Source organism: Trichocoleus sp. FACHB-90, assembly GCF_014695505.1.
Lineage (GTDB): Bacteria > Cyanobacteriota > Cyanobacteriia > Cyanobacteriales > FACHB-T130 > Funiculus > Funiculus sociatus.
On the sequence record NZ_JACJOK010000091.1, the window covers coordinates 50,840 to 68,372 of the forward strand.

The 17,533-nt window shown below is 46.6% G+C and carries 15 protein-coding genes and 1 other RNA gene; 3 read left to right on the top strand and 13 right to left on the bottom strand.

What is annotated here, in order from left to right:
• Positions 1-33: 33 nt before the first annotated feature.
• The 8 genes from H6F74_RS27195 to H6F74_RS27230 form a co-directional block, all read right to left on the bottom strand.
• A complete protein-coding gene (locus H6F74_RS27195) occupies positions 34-1,029 on the bottom strand; it encodes a hypothetical protein (RefSeq protein ID WP_190445226.1) in 996 nt (331 codons plus the stop codon).
• A gap of 50 nt (positions 1,030-1,079) precedes the next feature.
• Positions 1,080-1,457 carry a hypothetical protein gene (locus tag H6F74_RS27200; protein WP_190445227.1) on the bottom strand — a complete coding sequence of 126 codons (378 nt, stop codon included), beginning with the start codon at positions 1,455-1,457 and terminating at the stop codon, positions 1,080-1,082.
• Positions 1,458-1,699: 242 nt separating this feature from the next.
• Positions 1,700-2,479, bottom strand: a complete 780-nt coding sequence (locus H6F74_RS27205; RefSeq protein ID WP_190445228.1) for a peptidoglycan-binding domain-containing protein — start codon at positions 2,477-2,479, stop codon at positions 1,700-1,702.
• Positions 2,480-2,509: 30 nt separating this feature from the next.
• Positions 2,510-3,790: a pitrilysin family protein gene (locus H6F74_RS27210; RefSeq protein WP_190445229.1), complete on the bottom strand. Its 1,281-nt coding sequence runs from the start codon at positions 3,788-3,790 to the stop codon at positions 2,510-2,512.
• Positions 3,791-3,858: 68 nt separating this feature from the next.
• A complete protein-coding gene (locus tag H6F74_RS27215) occupies positions 3,859-5,124 on the bottom strand; it encodes a pitrilysin family protein (RefSeq protein WP_190445230.1) in 1,266 nt (421 codons plus the stop codon).
• 195 nt (positions 5,125-5,319) lie between these two features.
• Positions 5,320-5,502, bottom strand: a non-coding RNA gene (gene ssrS / locus H6F74_RS27220) — 6S RNA.
• 110 nt (positions 5,503-5,612) lie between these two features.
• Positions 5,613-6,788, bottom strand: a complete 1,176-nt coding sequence (locus tag H6F74_RS27225) for a 5-(carboxyamino)imidazole ribonucleotide synthase (RefSeq protein WP_190445231.1) — start codon at positions 6,786-6,788, stop codon at positions 5,613-5,615.
• The gene (locus H6F74_RS27230) at positions 6,785-7,276 is read right to left on the bottom strand and encodes a pentapeptide repeat-containing protein (RefSeq protein WP_190445232.1); all 492 of its coding nucleotides are present in this window, start codon (positions 7,274-7,276) and stop codon (positions 6,785-6,787) included. The genes H6F74_RS27225 and H6F74_RS27230 overlap by 4 nt, the downstream gene beginning before the upstream one ends.
• Positions 7,277-7,570: 294 nt before the next feature.
• Between H6F74_RS27230 and H6F74_RS27235 the strand changes: the two genes are divergently transcribed.
• Complete coding sequence (locus H6F74_RS27235) at positions 7,571-7,921, top strand: phage holin family protein (protein ID WP_190445233.1); 351 nt, start codon at positions 7,571-7,573, stop codon at positions 7,919-7,921.
• Position 7,922: 1 nt separating this feature from the next.
• Here the strand turns inward: H6F74_RS27235 and cobJ are convergent, their stop codons facing one another.
• The 3 genes from cobJ to H6F74_RS27250 all read right to left on the bottom strand — a co-directional run bounded on the left by cobJ (position 7,923) and on the right by H6F74_RS27250 (position 12,116).
• Positions 7,923-9,833, bottom strand: coding sequence for a precorrin-3B C(17)-methyltransferase (cobJ, locus tag H6F74_RS27240; protein WP_190445234.1), 1,911 nt, complete (start codon positions 9,831-9,833; stop codon positions 7,923-7,925).
• Positions 9,834-10,244, bottom strand: coding sequence for a hypothetical protein (locus H6F74_RS27245; RefSeq protein WP_190445235.1), 411 nt, complete (start codon positions 10,242-10,244; stop codon positions 9,834-9,836).
• Positions 10,245-10,538: 294 nt separating this feature from the next.
• Positions 10,539-12,116: an NAD(P)H-quinone oxidoreductase subunit N gene (locus tag H6F74_RS27250; protein ID WP_190445236.1), complete on the bottom strand. Its 1,578-nt coding sequence runs from the start codon at positions 12,114-12,116 to the stop codon at positions 10,539-10,541.
• 227 nt (positions 12,117-12,343) lie between these two features.
• On the opposite strand from H6F74_RS27250, the gene H6F74_RS27255 reads away from it, so the two are divergent.
• Positions 12,344-12,895 carry a Uma2 family endonuclease gene (locus tag H6F74_RS27255; protein ID WP_190445245.1) on the top strand — a complete coding sequence of 184 codons (552 nt, stop codon included), beginning with the start codon at positions 12,344-12,346 and terminating at the stop codon, positions 12,893-12,895.
• A gap of 244 nt (positions 12,896-13,139) precedes the next feature.
• On the opposite strand, the gene H6F74_RS27260 is transcribed toward H6F74_RS27255, so the two are convergent.
• Positions 13,140-13,433, bottom strand: coding sequence for a hypothetical protein (locus H6F74_RS27260; protein ID WP_190445237.1), 294 nt, complete (start codon positions 13,431-13,433; stop codon positions 13,140-13,142).
• Positions 13,434-13,740: 307 nt separating this feature from the next.
• On the opposite strand from H6F74_RS27260, the gene topA reads away from it, so the two are divergent.
• Positions 13,741-16,392 carry a type I DNA topoisomerase gene (gene topA, locus H6F74_RS27265; protein ID WP_190445238.1) on the top strand — a complete coding sequence of 884 codons (2,652 nt, stop codon included), beginning with the start codon at positions 13,741-13,743 and terminating at the stop codon, positions 16,390-16,392.
• 107 nt (positions 16,393-16,499) lie between these two features.
• Here the strand turns inward: topA and H6F74_RS27270 are convergent.
• The coding region (locus H6F74_RS27270) for an ISL3 family transposase (RefSeq protein ID WP_190445239.1) at positions 16,500-17,533 on the bottom strand (1,034 nt) is incomplete at its 5' end.

A 17,533-nucleotide genomic window follows, 5' to 3' on the forward strand; every position in this document is an offset into this window, starting at 1 on the left:
CCGCCCTTATTAGAAGAAAGTGCCTTTTAACGCTTACTGACCTGAAGAACTGCCGCCTGATGTAGTGCCAGTTGTCCCGCCAGTGGTAGAACTGCCGCCTGGCGTGGTGCCAGTTGTCCCGCCAGTTGTCCCGTCCGTTGTCCCGCCAGTGGTAGTGTCGCCTGGTGTGGTGCCAGTTGTCCCGCCAGTGGTGCTACCTGGTGTCGTAGTAGTGGTGCCAGTTGTCCCGCCAGCGGTGCTACCCGGTGTCGTAGTAGTGGTACCGTTGGTGGTGCTACTACCTGGTGTGGTAGTGGTGGTGCCGTTGGTGGTGCTACTAGCCGGTGTGCTGCCGTTGGTAGAAGTGCGACCTGGTGTGGTAGTGGTGCTGCGGTTGGTAGAATTACCAGAAGTACCTGTTCGGGTTTGGCTTTGTGGTTGAGCAGGAGCTTCGTTAATAATTGTCGTGTTGTTTGGTCTAGCTGGTTGTTGGCTAGAAGGCGCAGGAGAAACGTTAACGTTAACATCTGGCGCTTTTTGAGCAGGCGGTGCTGCTTGTCGCTGAGGAACCGGAACTGGAACCGCTTTTTCAACAACTCTTTCTCTGATTATGGTGTTAGTTTCGCCTGACTCTTGAGAAGCATCAGATGAACTAGAACTGGGTGCCGTTGAGTTCGGTGAAACTGAAGGCACAGGTGAAGCTGTAGGTACAGGTACAGGTACAACCTGAGCTGGTGGATTGTATTGTTCTACCTGATTATTTCGCTGGTTGAGCAGGAAGAGACTACCGAGGGTTAGACCCAGCAGAGAGGTAAGACCAATTCCTAGCAATAAGCCACGAGCCGCATTGTTATTATCGCGGACTTCTTGTACTTCATCTTGGCGGTGGTGTTCAGTAACCCGACCATGTACGTAGCCATCCCGGTAGGAGTTCGCCTTGGCAGGATCTACGGTGTTATTGGTATGAACTGTTTTATTGGTGTGAACCTGACTGTTCGGGTTCGAGTTAACTTCACGGTTGTCGTTATTGCGATTTTGTAGGTTAGACATGGTTACTACTAAAACTCCTGAATTAATAGATTTTTAAAAGTTGTGTATTTTCAGTAGATGTGAGCAACATCTGATGTACTCCATCGCCCTTGCTGTACTTGATTTTTGATGCTTGACTCTTTGTTACTGCTTTGAGATGGAGTATCGTTGAGGGCAGGCACTATAAGCAGAGAATCTTCATTTTTGTGAGCTATAAAAAAGAGGGCGGCAACAAGAAAACTTATAATCGACGTGAGGCTAAGATTCATTAGCCCATTAATAACGGCATTGTTATTTTCATCAGCTAAGTAACTCCGTTCTTGAAAACGACGCTCAGAATCTCGATTTTGAAGGTTGCTATTCCGAGGGGTAAACCGATGAGAATTAGCTTTTCCCTGATTGACCGATTCTGGTTTCTGATTTGTATCGGTTTTAGGGTAGTTGCACATGGGAAAAAGAGCGAACTTGTAATGTAGCTGAGGACACAGAGAACACCCTGAAATTTGTAGGCGATCGCATTCGGCTAAGAAGTTATTTAACCTAGCTTTTTGTCCTGTAAGCAATAAGATATCCGCTGGAAACTACCAAATCGCTCTATCTGGAAAGGTATTATGTACTACACCCAAGGATTGACCTTCCTCAGTAGTTCCTTGGGGTTGTCAGGTTCTAACAACCTTTAAATGACTGATCTCTAGCGCAATAGAGCGCTCCAGGTGGCGGGGCCAACAACACCGTCGGCGGTTAGCTTAAACCTCTGTTGAGCGGCTATGACGGCTGCTTGGGTGGAAGCATCAAAGACACCGTTGGCTGCTCTTCTGTAAAAGCCAAGGGTTCGCAATCGCTGTTGCAATGTGGTGACGGCGGGGCCTTGCATTCCCACTCTGAGAATGGGAAGATCAGTCGCCGATCTGGTAGCCTGGCTTACCCGTGCTTGTGGAGTGGGGCGGGGCGTTGGCTGACGGTTGGGGGTTCTGGTGGTTCTGGTGGTTCTGGTAGGCGTTGTCTGACGCTGGGGGACTCTAACTGCGGGACGGGGAGTTGCAGCTGGAGTAGGAGTGGCGGCGGCTGTTGTTGTGGTTGGGACAGGAAAAGATGCGGCTCCTGTGGTTGATGTGGGTGCTGGTGTTGGGGCGGGTGTCGTTGCTGCTACTGTTGCTGACGGTGGGGTGGTAGGAAATAAGCGTCTCCAGGTTTCTGCACCAACAACTCCATCAGGCTTTAATCCTGCTGCTTGCTGAAACCGGGAGACTGCGATCGCTGTACTATCTCCATACACGCCATTCACTTCGCCAGTATAGTAACCCAAGAGTTTGAGAACTGCCTGGAGTTCACTCACTGCACCACCTTGGCTTCCAGTTTTTAAGTTTGGGCGGTTGATTGCTGTCGGAGTTGGCTGGGCAAAAGAAGGCAAATTGTTAAAGGCAAATGGCAAAAGTAAAAAGGCAAAAGGCAAAAGAAATAATTTTTTCATCGTCACTTTTTCCTCTTTACTTTTTCCTTTTTAAGGTTGAATTTCTATCTTTTCAGATGGGCCAACTAGCGATACGTAAGGTTCTATGAAGTATTGGGAAGCCGCTGTTTGCGCCATTTCTGGGGTGACACTGGTGATTTTTTCCTGAAACTGGGTGTCAAACTCTATTCCCAATCCTAAAGTTTCGTACCAACCGAAAACCTGGGCAATTTGGGAATTTGTTTGTTTGCCTAGAGCGTACTGACCGAGCAGTTTGTTCTTGGCAGATTGCAGTTCCGTGTCGCTCAGTTGAGTGGTGCAAAGTCGTTCCACTTCGGTTCGCAAGCCTTCATAAGCGATCGCAGTGTTTTCCGGTGCCGTACCCATATATACTACAAACTGCGACGTTTCTAACCGTGTGGGAAAAAAAGCTGACACATCGTAAGCCAATCCCCGCTTTTCCCGCAGTTCTACAAACAATCGGCTGGAAAGACCGTTACCCAGGTAAGTATTCAGCAATTTCAGGGCTGAATAGTCGGTTTCTTTCACTGATGGGGCTATGTGTCCCAACATTACAATTGATTGCTGCGTATCTTGCGGGGTTTTTGCCCAGTGGGGTTGGGGGGTAATCTTGGGTAAAGTTAGGGTAGGCAAGGGTGTTGCAGGAGCTTGCCAATCTCCAAACACTTGATTAACCAAATTTACCGCATCTTCTGGGGTTAAGCGACCGACTAAACTAATTACGATGTTATCGGGGCGGAAATAAGTTTGATGGTAGCGCTGGAGGTGGGCGCGATTTAGCCCCGACATGGTGGCTTCTGTTCCCAGGCTGGATAAGGCGTAGGGATGATCCTGATACATCGCCTGTCGCAACTGGTCAAAAGCAATTGTAAACGGCTGCTCCTGTTGGGAACGAATATCTTGCAAGGCGAGACGGCGTTCCAGTTCCACTTCCGCTTCAGGGAAAGTAGGCGATCGCATAATTTGGCCCGCCAGACTTAACATATCGGGAAAGTCTGCGGAAACTGTCTTGAGACTGAGTAAAAAATAATCCGCAGCCGCATCAGTACCCAAACTGGCTCCGACTGACTCCACTCGCTCAGCAATTTCCAGGGAAGACAGTTTTTCAGTCCCTTTGGTGATTACTGCTGCTAACAGGTGAGATACTCCAGCTTCTTCTCGTGCTTCCCAAGACCCTCCAGCCCGCACAAAAATGCGTCCGGCAATGATATCAGCCGCGGGATTCTCTACTGTAATTAATACGATGCCATTATCTAAAACGGTGCGGTGAATATTTGGATGAACAAGCGATCGCGTCACACTTTGAGCCATTGGTAATTGAAGGATTGCTAATTAAAGTATGGCTAATTGCTAATTGCTAATTGCCACCTCTATTCACGCTAACAGGCTTTGAGGCTTGTGACTGCATATCGATAGGGTGAGAGATACTGCCGCGCTAGTTGCTGGAGTTGGCAACTCTCAAAAGACTGAATTTTCTCTGGATAGGTGACTGCTAGTTCAGCAGCGGCGATGGTGTTGTAGTAACCATATAAGCCTGCTAGTTGGCTGGGTGTCTCTGTAGAAAAGGCATAGTCATTACACAGCAGGCGCTTACACCGAGCAACTTCTGCCTCCGAAACAGGTGTATTCTGCAATTCGGAGATTGCATCGCCGATGAGTGCTTCGACTCGATCTAAATTCTCTGGCTCTAAGTAGGCACTAATTGTAAACAAACTTGAGTCTTGCTGAAGCGAGAAACCACTACTAATGTGCTGCACTAATTGTTGTTCTTCGCGCAAGTTTCTTACTAAGCGGGAAGTCCGCCCTTCTGACAAGAGTACGGCAAGCAAATCTAAACCACAAGCGCTTTGCAGCTGATCTACACCTGGCCCCGTCCATGCCATCATTAGACGTGCCTGCTCTAGTCTGGGTAAGTAGAATTCCTGGCGGCGAATGTCGATTATCGGAGGTTCGGCTTCGGCTAGGTTTAGGGGACAAGCAAGCGGGGAAGAGAAGTGTTGGAATGACCGATTTATCAGTTCTAGTGCTGGTTCTTTGGCAACTCCGCCGATAATTACCACGGTCATGTTTTCGGGTTGGTAATGGGAACGGTGGAAGCAGCGCATCTCGTCAGGCGATCGCTCCATCAGTATTTCTTCCGTTCCCAAAACCGGGCGTCCGTAGGGGTGACGCTGGTAAATGCTTTCTGTTAGTGCTTGGAATCCTAGAAAATCGGGATTGTCGTATGTCTGGCGGATTTCCTCTAAAACTACATCCCGTTCCCGCTCAAATTCTGACTCTGGAATGGCAGCGTTTAAGAGAATTTCTGCTAATGCAGGCAGAGTGTCTTCTAAATACTGCGCTGCTGTGGTAATGAAAAAATGTGCATAGTCGTGGCTTGTCGCTGCGTTTGTCATCCCGCCGCGACTTTCTATTACATGGTCAAATACACCAGGCGGTAGCCTTTCGGTGCCTTTGAAAATCATGTGTTCCAGAAAGTGCGCCATTCCCAACCACTCTTGGGGTTCTCGCGTCGCACCTGCCTTAACCCAAACATCTACCACCACTACCGGGGTGGCTGGTAGATGTTGATGAATTACGGTTAAACCGTTGTCCAGCGTTACTACGTCGGCTGGGAATTGTGAAGTCTTTAATAGTTGTAACAAACTCTTTTATCTCTAACCCAAGTTAGATGCGCTTTAAATTACTTTATCTTTCCCCAACACAGATATTAAAATGTGTTGATCCAGAGGTTAAATCTCTGTAGTTATGTATTAACAATTATGAGGAATCCCTCACAATTTCTGTAGCTAGTTATACAAAAATCCCCTTATCGTGAAGACAAGGGGATTTAATTTTTTAAGTTCACCGCAACGCCGTCTTACCTCAGTTTATGACCTGGTGAAAACCAGGTGGGTACCGTGGCTCTGGCTTAAAGTTTCCGGGTACTTGCCCGGTCTACTGCTGCCAGAACACTTTGGTTCCCTTAAGAACAAAGCATAGTCAAAAAACGTTATTGGCAGTCACCAACGCCGCAGTAGAACTTTTTTATTGTAGCAGGGGAAAGGGGAAATGGGAGAAGGCAGGCAAAGCCTCGCTTACTAGGTTCTCAGGGATAGCCTAGAAGTTGGGCTGGGGGTTCCCGGCTTTAGATTCAGTGCTGTAGGGGATACCAGATGGACTCGATGGTGTGCGCGATCGCTTCTGCTTCTGCTCTATTGGCTGTATCTAGCAAAACTGTAACATGACCCAACTTGCGACCGGGGCGGGATTCGGTTTTGCCGTACCAGTGGACGTAAGAAGCGGGTAACTCGGCTAGTTGTTGCCGTTTGGCAAAATAATCATTCTGGGAATGCTCGTAACCGAGTAAGTTTACCATGACGGCACCAGCGCTCTTGAGGGCGGGATTGCCCAATGGTAAACCGCAAACGGCTCTTAGATGCTGCTCAAACTGGGATGTAACAGAAGCATCCAAGGTGAAGTGTCCGGAATTGTGAGTGCGGGGGGCAATTTCATTTACCAACACTTTCCCGTCATTGGTCAAGAATAGCTCAATGCCGAAGATGCCAACGGCTTGTAGGCTGTTTAGGAGAGAGTGCGCGATCGCGTTTACCTCTTCCTCCACTGCTACACTAATCTCAGCTGGCACCAAAACGCGACGACAAACTTGGTCTTCCTGCTGGGTTTCCACAACTGGATAAACAACAATTTCCCCATCCACCGAACGCGCCGCCATCACAGCCAATTCTCGCTCAAAAGGGATAAATTCTTCTAACAAAACTGGCGCATATTTGAGCTTTTGCCAAGTTGACTGCAAAGCTTCACTATCTTTAATAATGAAAGTTCCTTGACCGTCGTAACCGTGGCGGCGGGTTTTCAGAACCAGAGGAAAATCCAACTGTGGAAGATTCAGTGGTTCAGTGAATGATTTGGTCAGATTTAATTCATCATTCCCAACTTCTCCCTCAAGCGTCATAAAACTGGGAGTTGGTAAGCCGATATCTTCTAAATAACAACGCTGATCGTATTTATCTAACAGGGGAGCTAATACTTCCAACCCCGGACGAAAAGAGATACCTTGTTGTGCCAATTCCCTCAAGGCTGGCAGATTAATAAACTCATTTTCAAAGGTAATTACATCGCAGCGATTCGCCAACTCAAGTGTAGCGGCGGCATCATCAATTGCAGCAAAAATCGTAGAATCAGCAATTTCCACAGCCGGATCTGTCGCATGGGGAGTTTGCACTACTAATTTCACCCCCAAAGACTCAGATGCACCAGCCATCATCCAAGCTAATTGTCCGCCGCCAATTACACCTACCCGTTTCATCGACACCCCAAAGAATCGCGAGTTGCAACGCCTGTTTTAGAATTTACACCAGATGCTTTGGCACAGAGTTCTTTTATTTGCGCTCTATTCAAAATCGCATCAGAAAAGTCTGCGCCAGTGATATTTACATCATCAAAAATCGTCCGTAATAGAATACTTTCCACTAAAACGGCATCGCTTAAATCAGATCCGATTAATTTTACCTGATCTACCATCGCATGAGTTAAATCCGCCCCGCGTAAATTAACATTCGTCATCACCGAGGCACTAAAAATTGCTCCCCGCAAGTCAGCACCCTCAAAGTTAGCTAGTTCCATATTAGCGTTGGAAAATTCAGCTACTTCTAGGGTTTGACCGGAAAAATCCCTTCCTTTGAGTTCGGCGTTGCTAAACGACAGGGGAGGAGCATAGTCTGATGCTTGTGCTGGTAATGCCCAGATTAAGAGAATTATTGCTAGTAAGAATGCAGCTAGTTGGCGAAAGTTCATAAAAAAGTGCTGAGTGTTAACAATAATTGTAGGGTAGGGCGATCGCTACATTGCCCACCTATAGCAGTCCTATTTCATTTGTATGTAGCCAAACCCATCAAATCCCTTCCCTTGTTGGGTTTCGTTCCTATTTGAAATGTAGAGATGCGAGCAAGTGTCTCTACTTGAAACGAAGCGCCCAGACGCGGAGGAAGAGGAAAGAAGGAATTTCATAAATGGATTAGGATTGCTACATCAGTTTCCAGATTGAAGCGAAAGGGTTAGAATTTTGAGAGTTAGTTTCAACCAAAGCTTATGCCATATTTTTTGGTAACTTGGCTGATTACAGCGATCGCGCTGGTGATTACAACTTATATTGTCCCTGGTTTTGCGGTCAAAACTTTTGTTGATGCCCTTATTGCTGCGATTGTTTTGGGGTTAGCGAATGCAGTTGTCAAACCTCTCTTGGTGCTGCTGACATTGCCCCTTACTCTGGTAACTCTGGGGCTATTTCTATTTGTTGTGAACGCACTTACTCTTTGGCTGGTAGCGTTTCTTACTCCTGGTTTTGTAATTACAAATTTATTGTCTGCTTTGGTGGGTTCAATTGTGTTGACTTTGGTGGCTAGTGGGCTGAACTTTTTGTTCAACAGAGCCGCCCAATAAGTTAACAATTTTCGTTATCAAATCCCAAGTAACCGCGTGGGGTAATCATCCACTCGGCGTGGGTGCGGGTGCTTTGATTACCAATTAGCACGGTAGTCAACATATCGATTGACATCGTGAGCAATTTGTCAAGTGTCGTTAGAGCAATTTGTTCATCTTGTCGATAGGCAGATTTGACAATTGCTACAGGTGTTTTGGGGTCGCGGTATTGCAGAAAGATTTCTGTGGCTGTGGCAATTTGTTGGGTGCGAGTTTGCGATCGCGGGTTATACAAAGCTGTGACAAAATCAGCTTGGGCAGCTGCTTTTAATCTCTTCTCAATCACTTCCCACGGTGTCAGCAAGTCGCTTAAACTAATCGCGCAGAAGTCGTGCATCAAAGGCGCACCGACGCGGGAGGCGGCTGCTTGTAAGGCGGTGATCCCCGGAAAAACCTGAACTCCGGGAGTTTTGCCATCCCAGCCTTTAACTTGCAATTCTTCCAGCACTAACCCCGCCATACCATAAATACCGCAGTCGCCAGAGGAGACAACCGCTACAGTTAATCCCCAGTTGGCTAATTCAATCGCCCTTTCGGCGCGTTGACGTTCTTGGGTAATCGGTAAAGCTTCTACAATTTGTCCAGGGCGCAAAAGTGGGGTGATTAAGTCGATGTAGAGAGAGTAACCAATAACTGCATCGGCTTGAGAAATGGCTGTTTGGGCTGCTGGAGTCATCTGATCTAATTTTCCTGGCCCAGTGCCAATTAGGAATAAACAGCCTGTGCGTCCAGTGTATTCTAAGTTGGATTGCGCGATCGCTACCGTTACCGCCCCCGGTTGCCCTTCCAATCTAAAAATTTGTTTGGGAACCAGTAGTTTACTAACTTCAGGAAAACGGGCTTCTCCAGCTGCATATATTGCTGCTGCTTCTGCGACGCTGGGGGTTCCAACTTCTGCTTCTACAACATTTGAAGGGTTGGGAACTGTAACTGAACGTAGTATTTCGGCCCGAAAGGTTAGCAAAGGTAAATTGCGATCGCGACAAAATTCCACTAACCCAACTTCATCGGCTTTGAGGTCAATTGTACCGATACCTGCGATCGCGCCAACAGCCAAGTGGTTCTTCCGAAAAACTTGCTCAATTGCTGTTTCAATTAACTCTCTAGACGTTCCCCGTTCGCAACCAATTCCTACCCATAAAACTCTAGGATGCCATTGTACTTTTGGTAAATCTGATTCTTTTGAAAATTGTCGCTGTGTGGAACTGATCCAGATTCTCGCTTTGGGTGAAACTGATTCTTCTTTATGTGTGGCAGTATATTCCGGAAATCCGAAATAAAATGGATGTTGGGGTAGATGATTTTGCCACAAGGTAGATCCAGCTTCTTGAATGACTTGAACGAGTTCGCCTCTTGCAACAGCTGCACTAACTTCTGTCCAATCTCCCTCGCCGCGACTCCAGCCAAAGGGAACTCCGAGTATATCAACACCTGGTAATTTTAACGCAGATGATGCGCCCGTTAAAACTGGAGTTGCGCCAATAGAGTGCGCGATCGCTCTTGCCAATTGATCGGCTTTTCCCTGATGACCACTGCACAAACTGATAACAAATTTACCATTTTCATCCAACACCACCACAGCCGGATCGCGGGATTTATCCTCTAACAAAGGTGCAATCAGTCGCACCACCGCCCCTGCTGCTAAACAGAAAATAAACGCCTGATGTTGATGCCAAATTTCGGTTAAATGGTCTTTCAGAGAACCGTGATAAACCTGTAGAGACGTTGAAGGCAACGCCTCTACATTGGTTAAGGAATTTGGTATCCAAAGGGTTGCACCAGCCGCCTGAGTTAGAGGCTGTAATATTTTGGTGGCGCTGGGGGTAGTGGCGATCGCAGCTATCGGCTGAAACTCGCGCCAAACTAATACCATCTATATTTCTTCGTCCTCTTCCTCGTCAAAATCTTCGTCGTCTTCGTCTAAATATTCTTCGTCTTCGTCGAAATCTTCATCGTCTTCGTCGAAATCTTCGTCGAAATCTTCATCATCCTCTTCGTCTGGCGAAATATTTTCTATTGCCAGGAAATCCGCCTTTATCGGGATGCCTTTGTTGAGAAAGTAAGCTTCCTTACCCAAAATGTTTTCGGCTTCGTCGAGTTCGGTGACGCTCCCGATTGTCTCCCACTGGGAATAAACAAGATTGGTCATATAATAGCCGTCGGTAATATAAGAGTAATTTACATTAGTCAAAAGCGAATCGGGCAACAAAGCGATCACGTGGGACTGTTGACCAGTTGAATGCTGGATAAATGAGGCTTTACGAGCATTGTGGCAAATCGACATAAAAACCCCCACAGAACCTTAAATTCGTAGCTTAGGCAACTATCAAGACACTAATAAACCTTAAAAGCTGAAAATTAGCTTATTTTTATGAATTTTTTATTTTTGCCCCAATATTGCCTATTTTAGGGTCAAGTACCAAGGGTTACAATTAGCCTTAATGTCCGCCCTAAAGTTCGGGCTAATAGCTTAAGTCAGTTCAAACTGACTAAAATATAGAACTTCTCAAAGTTTCAACTTCTTTTAACGGGTGTAGAGACGCTTTTATTTCACGTCTCTACAATCTTGTGCTATTTCCTAACCACCAACCTGAATATTAACGGTTGAAGGCTGATGACTAATCGCTGGTGTCTGAGTGCTAACCACAGGCGCTCCTTGCAACATCGTTGTGCGGGTGACGGAACTGTTAGCTAAAGTAAACAGTGGGTTAGAAAGAATTCCCGCTACAGATGTCACTATTAACGACAGTACCAAAGTCACTTGTAAAGGACGCATTCCTGGTAAATTCCAGCGAATTTCTGGATAGTTCTTCACGGATTCGGACATTTCTTGTGGCTCCTTAACTACCATCATCCTTACGACGCGGATGTAGTAGTAAATGGAGACGACGCTAGTAACTAAACCTAGCAATACTAAGCCGTAAGCACCAGATTTCCAAGCTGCCCAGAACAGGTAAATTTTACCGAAGAAGCCAGCCAGAGGCGGAATTCCTCCCAGAGAAAGTAAGCAAATGCTTAAAACTAGCGTCAAGAGCGGATCTTTTTGATAAAGTCCTGAGTATTCGCTAATTTGGTCGGTGCCTGTGCGGAGGCTGAATAGAATCACGCAGGCGAAGCCACCCAGGTTCATGAACAGGTAGACCAGCAAGTAAAAAACCATACTGGAGTAACCTGCTTCGGTTCCGGTAATTAAACCGATCATTACAAAGCCAGCTTGGGCGATGGAAGAGTAGGCGAGTAGCCGTTTCATGCTGGTTTGGGTGAGGGCGACGACGTTACCCAAAACCATGCTCAAAACTGCGAGGGCGGTGAAAACAAAGTGCCATTGTTCGGTGATCAGGGGGAAGGCTGTCACCATTAGGCGAATCGCGAGGGCGAAACCAGCGGCTTTGGAACCGACGGAGAGGAAGGCGACAACAGGTGTTGGCGAACCTTCATAAACGTCTGGTGTCCACTGGTGGAAGGGAACGGCGGAAATTTTGAAGGCGATACCCGCGATCGCAAATACCAAAGCTATGACTAACCCAAAGGATAAATCTGTGCTGGCGTTGGCCATTGCTGTGGCGATCGCGCTTAATTCTGTCTCTCCTCCAGATAATCCGTATAGCAGCGACAGACCGTAGAGGAATATCGCGGAACTGGAAGCTCCAATCAGCAGATATTTTAACGCTGCTTCGTTGGAACGGGGATCGCGCTTCATGTATCCCGTCATCAAGTAAGAGGAGATACTGAGGGTTTCCAGGGAGACGAAAATCATCACCAGTTCATTCGCACCTGAGAGGAACATTCCCCCCAGCGTTGCGCTGATCATAATGCCGATAAATTCTGCCAAAGATGTGCCACTCTGCTCAATGTAGCGGATGGACATCAAAATGGTGACGGCACAAGACAGGGCAATGATACCGCGAAATACTACGCTCAGGGCATCTGAGTTGAAGCCGCCGAGGAAGGAGACGGTGTTGGTGTTATCCCATTGATAGTACAGGGCTACGATAGCGGAGAGTAACCCTGCGATCGCTATGTAGGGTGTGACGCGGGAGGATGTCCGCCCTACAATCAAGTCAACCACTAGAACTGCTAAGAGGGTGACAATTACAATCCCCTCTGGCAATATTGTCCCAGCATTCAGCTGGGCTGCAAGTTCAGCAAAACTCATGAGTTATATAGGTTTTGGGTATCAGGCTTATTGTCTGGGACTCTTAATTATTATTGCGTCTCTGGCTGAGGTCTGCTCTAGTTTTTTTTGGGCGGACTGCCAAGACGCTCTCGGAGGTATCTTGTAGAGACGCAAGCGATCGCATCTGGAGATGGTGTTTAATTAAACACTAAAATAAGTCAAATAAGCGTTGATAAATCCAGAAAATTTATCCCAGGTAAACAGCAATTGTGCAGTCTTGGTGGACTGTTACGGATGAAGAATTGATCCTCATCAGTTCTAAAAATCCCGATTTGCAATTTGAGCGCAATGCTGACGGCACATTGGTAATTATGCCACTAACCGGAGGAATTTCCGGTAATCGAGAGGCAAAAGCCGGAGCTTATCTGCTGAGTTGGGTAGATCACGATTTAGGTGAGGTTTTTGGCCCCAGTACGGGCTTCAAAGCAAATACAGCTATTAAATCGCCGGATGCTGCTTTTGTTGCAAGGGGAAGATTAGCCCAAAATTGGGATGAGAGAGAGGATGGGTTTTTAAATTTAGCCCCTGATTTTGTCATAGAAATTCGTTCTAAAACCGATAGTTTACAAACGCTTCAGGCAAAGATGGGAGAGTATATCGATAACGGGGTGCGTTTGGGATGGTTGTTTGACCGTCAAAATCAGCAAGCTTGGGTGTATCGGGCGGATGGATCGGTGACGCAGTATCCCGCTAGAGCCGTTTTAAATGGTGAGGATGTGGTGCTTGGATTTACTTTAGCTGTGAGAAGTTTGTTGTAAGCGCGATCGCGTTTGGAGAAATCAATCTCTCTTTGAGGTTCATAAATTGAACTGCTAGTAATACCTGTAATCCAGTTATCAAAGTACCCTTTATTTTGATTTCAGGAATTTATTGATTTTTAGTAAATCGAAATTCCCAGCTAATCAAATTGTTTTTAAGAAAAGCACAACCGTTGCGATCGCTCTCCACTTCAGGCGATAAACTGGAATCAGTGCTTCTTGCCCTGGCGTAAGTTTTTCAATCTTAATCTGCGACATATTTCCACCCTTCAGGCTCATATTCCCGCTGAATTCGCACCATCCAATCGCCTTGAGGAATAGAGATAGCGTTATGCTCCTCGTGGGTTAAAGTTGCTGTCTCAGAAAGGACGCGCAGATACAGTGTGTCATTTGCCTCATAGAGTTCAGCTTGTCCGTCACTGATCCGGTGCTTGTGTCCAGTCACCTCGCCTTCCGCTAAAGTCAGGTGAGACAACTTTTGTCCCTCGGTTTGCTCAACCCAAAGTAAAATTACATCGCCTTGTCGAATCGGTTGCATCGCTTATGCTCCTACTGCTAGGCACGTTTGGCCTATATGTTGGCATCCATTTTGGCACAGGATAGAAAGTCGTCAAGGTCGCCATTAAGATTCCATATAAGTTAAACATTGAGATAGCTTTAAATTAAGTCTGGCGACGCGAGGGCATATGCCGCTCTTTTTGCGAGCCACCGCCAGTCTTAAAACCTTCTCCAGGCAAGCTTTACCCGCGCTCCGTCAGGCTTGAGTCTGTGGGCGCATCCCTTGACATTTGGCATAAATTAATTTAATAAGACTGTTCAGCCCAGCTGCTATTCCGGAAGTTCCCATGTCAACCCTCGTCATCGTCGAATCCCCCACCAAAGCACGCACCATCAGTAAATTTCTGCCCTCCACCTACCGCGTCGAGGCGTCGATGGGTCATGTGCGCGACCTTCCCCAATCTGGCAAAGAAATTCCCGAAGCTTACAAAGGGGAAAAATGGGCGCAGCTAGGGGTAAATGTGGATGCCGATTTTGAACCCCTGTATGTTGTCCCCAGCGATAAAAAGAAGATAGTCACTACCCTAAAAAACGCCTTGAAAGAGGCTGATGAGTTGGTGCTGGCAACTGACGAAGACCGTGAAGGCGAAAGCATATCCTGGCATTTATTGCAACTGCTGAAGCCGAAGGTTCCCATTAAGCGCATGGTGTTTCACGAAATCACCAAAGAAGCCATCCGCGATGCTTTGAAAAACTGCCGCAGTATTGATGAGCAGGTGGTACGCGCTCAAGAAACACGGCGAATTCTCGACCGACTGGTAGGTTATACCCTGTCGCCGCTGCTGTGGAAGAAAATCTCCTATGGGTTATCGGCGGGACGGGTGCAGTCTGTGGCGGTACGGTTGTTGGTGAACCGGGAACGCCAACGTCGCGCTTTCCGCCAAGGTACTTACTGGGATTTGAAGGCAACTTTAAGCAAAGATAAGACCCCTTTTGAGGCGCGGCTTGTTAACTTCAGAGGAACTAGGGTCGCTACGGGAAGCGATTTTGATGAAGCTACGGGACAAATTGTTGCTGGTCGCAATGTGGTTTTGCTCTCGGAAGCGGAAGCCAGAAGCTTAGAGGCGCGACTGGTTGATAAAACTTGGACAGTGGCTGATTTGGAAGAAAGACCAGTTACTCGCAAACCTTCGCCACCGTTTACCACTTCGACGCTGCAACAGGAGGCTAACCGAAAACTGCACCTGTCGGCGCGGGATACAATGCGGACTGCTCAAAGTTTGTACGAGCAGGGGTATATTACCTATATGCGGACGGATTCGGTGCATTTGTCTGGGCAAGCGATCGCAGCTGCTCGCAGTTGTGTCGAGAAAATGTACGGCAAGGAGTATCTCAGTCCGGAACCCCGCCAGTACACCACCAAAAGTAAAGGCGCACAGGAAGCACACGAAGCCATCCGTCCTGCTGGTGCCACTTTCCGCACTCCTGATGAAACTGGTTTGAGTGGTCGGGAAAAAGCTCTCTACGACCTGATTTGGAAGCGCACTGTCGCTACTCAGATGGCAGACTCGCGCCAAACTCAAATTACTGTGCAGTTGCAAGTGGAAGACGCTGGTTTTCGCGCCAGCGGCAAACGGATTGATTTCTATGGCTTTTTACGCGCCTATGTGGAAGGTTCCGACGATCCAGAGGCAGCACTGGAAAACATGGAAGTAATTTTACCTTCTCTGAAAAAAGGCGATCGCCCAAACTGCACTAAGCTAGAATCCATCGGTCACGAAACTCAACCGCCCGCACGATACACCGAAGCTTCCCTGGTAAAAACCTTAGAAAGCGAAGGGATTGGTCGTCCTAGCACCTACGCCAGCATCATTGGCACGATTATCGACCGGGGCTATGCTCAGATGAATGGTAACGCCTTAGTTCCCACCTTCACCGCCTTTGCTGTCACGGCGCTGCTAGAAAAATACTTTCCCGACTTGGTGAATACCAGCTTCACTTCCAATATGGAGCAAACCCTGGATGAAATCTCGACTGGGGAAGCTAAATGGTTGCCATATCTGCAAAAGTTCTACTTGGGAGACCAGGGTCTAGCAACCCAAGTTAAGGAAAGGGAAAACGAAATCGATGCTACAGATGCCCGTACCATCGAATTAGACGATCTCGGTGGCGCGAAAGTCCGGATTGGTCAATATGGCCCTTACATTGAGGCTGAGAATGGCTCTGAAGCAGTCAAAGCCTCAATTCCCAAGGATCTTACCCCGTCAGACCTTGATGCCGATTTAGTCGAGACGCTGCTACAGCAGAAAACCGAAGGCCCTGACAAAGTAGGCTTGCATCCGGAAACTGGGGAACCGATTTATGTGCTAATTGGCACTTACGGGCCCTATGTCCAGCTAGGCGACGCTACTGAGGAAAACAAAAAACCCAAACGCGCCTCCCTGCCTAAAGGCGTCAACATTGAAGATGTCACCTTAGATATGGCGGTAGGTTTGCTGTCTTTGCCGCGTAATTTGGGCATTAACCCAGCTACAGGCGGCAAAGTCCAAGCGGGTTTGGGGCGTTTTGGCCCTTACGTTGTCCACGACCAAGGCAAGGAGGGGAAAGAATACCGCTCTTTGAAAGCTGGCGATGATGTATTGACAATTGGGCTAGAACGTGCTATGGAGCTACTGTCGGAGCCGAAAAAGGGACGCGGCGGCACTCGCAGCAAGTCTAAGGCACCCTTACGGGAACTTGGTACTCACCCAGCAGACAATGAACCAGTGAATATCTACGATGGCCCCTATGGTGCTTATGTGAAACATGGCAAAGTAAATGCGTCGCTTCCAGAAGGGGAAACGGTGGAAAATATAACGCTCGAAACTGCACTGAAAGCTTTAGCAGAAAAGGCAGGCTCGACGAAAACCACTCGCAAGTCAACGGCTAAGAGTGGAACAACGAAGAAAACCACAACTACGAAGAAGACTACATCTACTACTAAGAAAAAATCTTCCTAGTAGAATTGATGCGATCGCTATTTGAAAGCGATCGCATCTGCTTCACGGTATCAGTAGTCATAGAAATTTACGGCTCTACCGAACATAGTATGTAAAATAAACTGAAACTAGCTGGCAAAATGCCAAGTCAGAAAACTTCTTAATTTGAAATTGTTGAAGTTTCTAAACCCATAACCTCTTCGTTTAATTAGTTTGAGCTTGTTATTGATGCCTTCCACAACTCCTTGAGTAGTTCTCTGGTCAAAATAAGCAATGATTTCCCCAATCCATCTTTTAATTGTGCCACAGCTATCTGCAAAATAATTTTGGGCTTCTCTTAACCAATCACTTAAATTAAATAGTCCCTCTACCCAATCTTTACTTTTTTCAAAAACGTTTCTAAATTCTTCTTTAAGTCGGTGTAATCTTGCTAATTCTGGTATCACATTCCTAATTGATTCGAGTTTCTCTTTTTCTGATTCTTTTAAAGTTTCTTCATTTTTGAGTAACGCATATTTACTTTTTTTTAGTGCCAATAGCCCTTTCTCTCTTTCAGCTTTATTTTTAAGTTTTTCTACTTGTTTCTTGATTTCTTTTCTTTTAGTGTCTAACTCTTCATTGACTTGCTTCATCACATGAAATCTATCGGCTACTATTTCGGCTTGTGGCATGAGTTTCTCAATTACCTTTTTATAAGGTTTCCACAAGTCGATACTGACTTCTTCAATCTGGCTCAAAACCTCTTCACCCCAGCTTGACACATATTGCTCTACTTCAGCCGTCGTCCTTTTTTCCACCATTCCTACTATCGCTCTCTTTTCTAAGTCTATTAACACTACATAATAATTTTTCTGACCTTTGACTACGGCGATTTCATCAATTCCTAGTTTCTTCAGTCCTTGAGGTTTCTCTTCAACGAATCCCGCCGCTAATTCTTTTAGCATTGTTTCGATTTGTTGTTCGCTAACTCCATTTCTTCTAGCCACATTCTTGATATCACTCTCTAAAACTTCTTCAATAATTTTGTTTTTAAATCTTTCTGTGTAGACTCTTTTCTTTTTTACGAATTCTAATTCTTCACTAAACTTGCTGCCACAGCCGTCACACCTGATTTGACGCCGGTTTACTTGAAGATATACTTGTTTGTCTCCAAAAGGTAAAT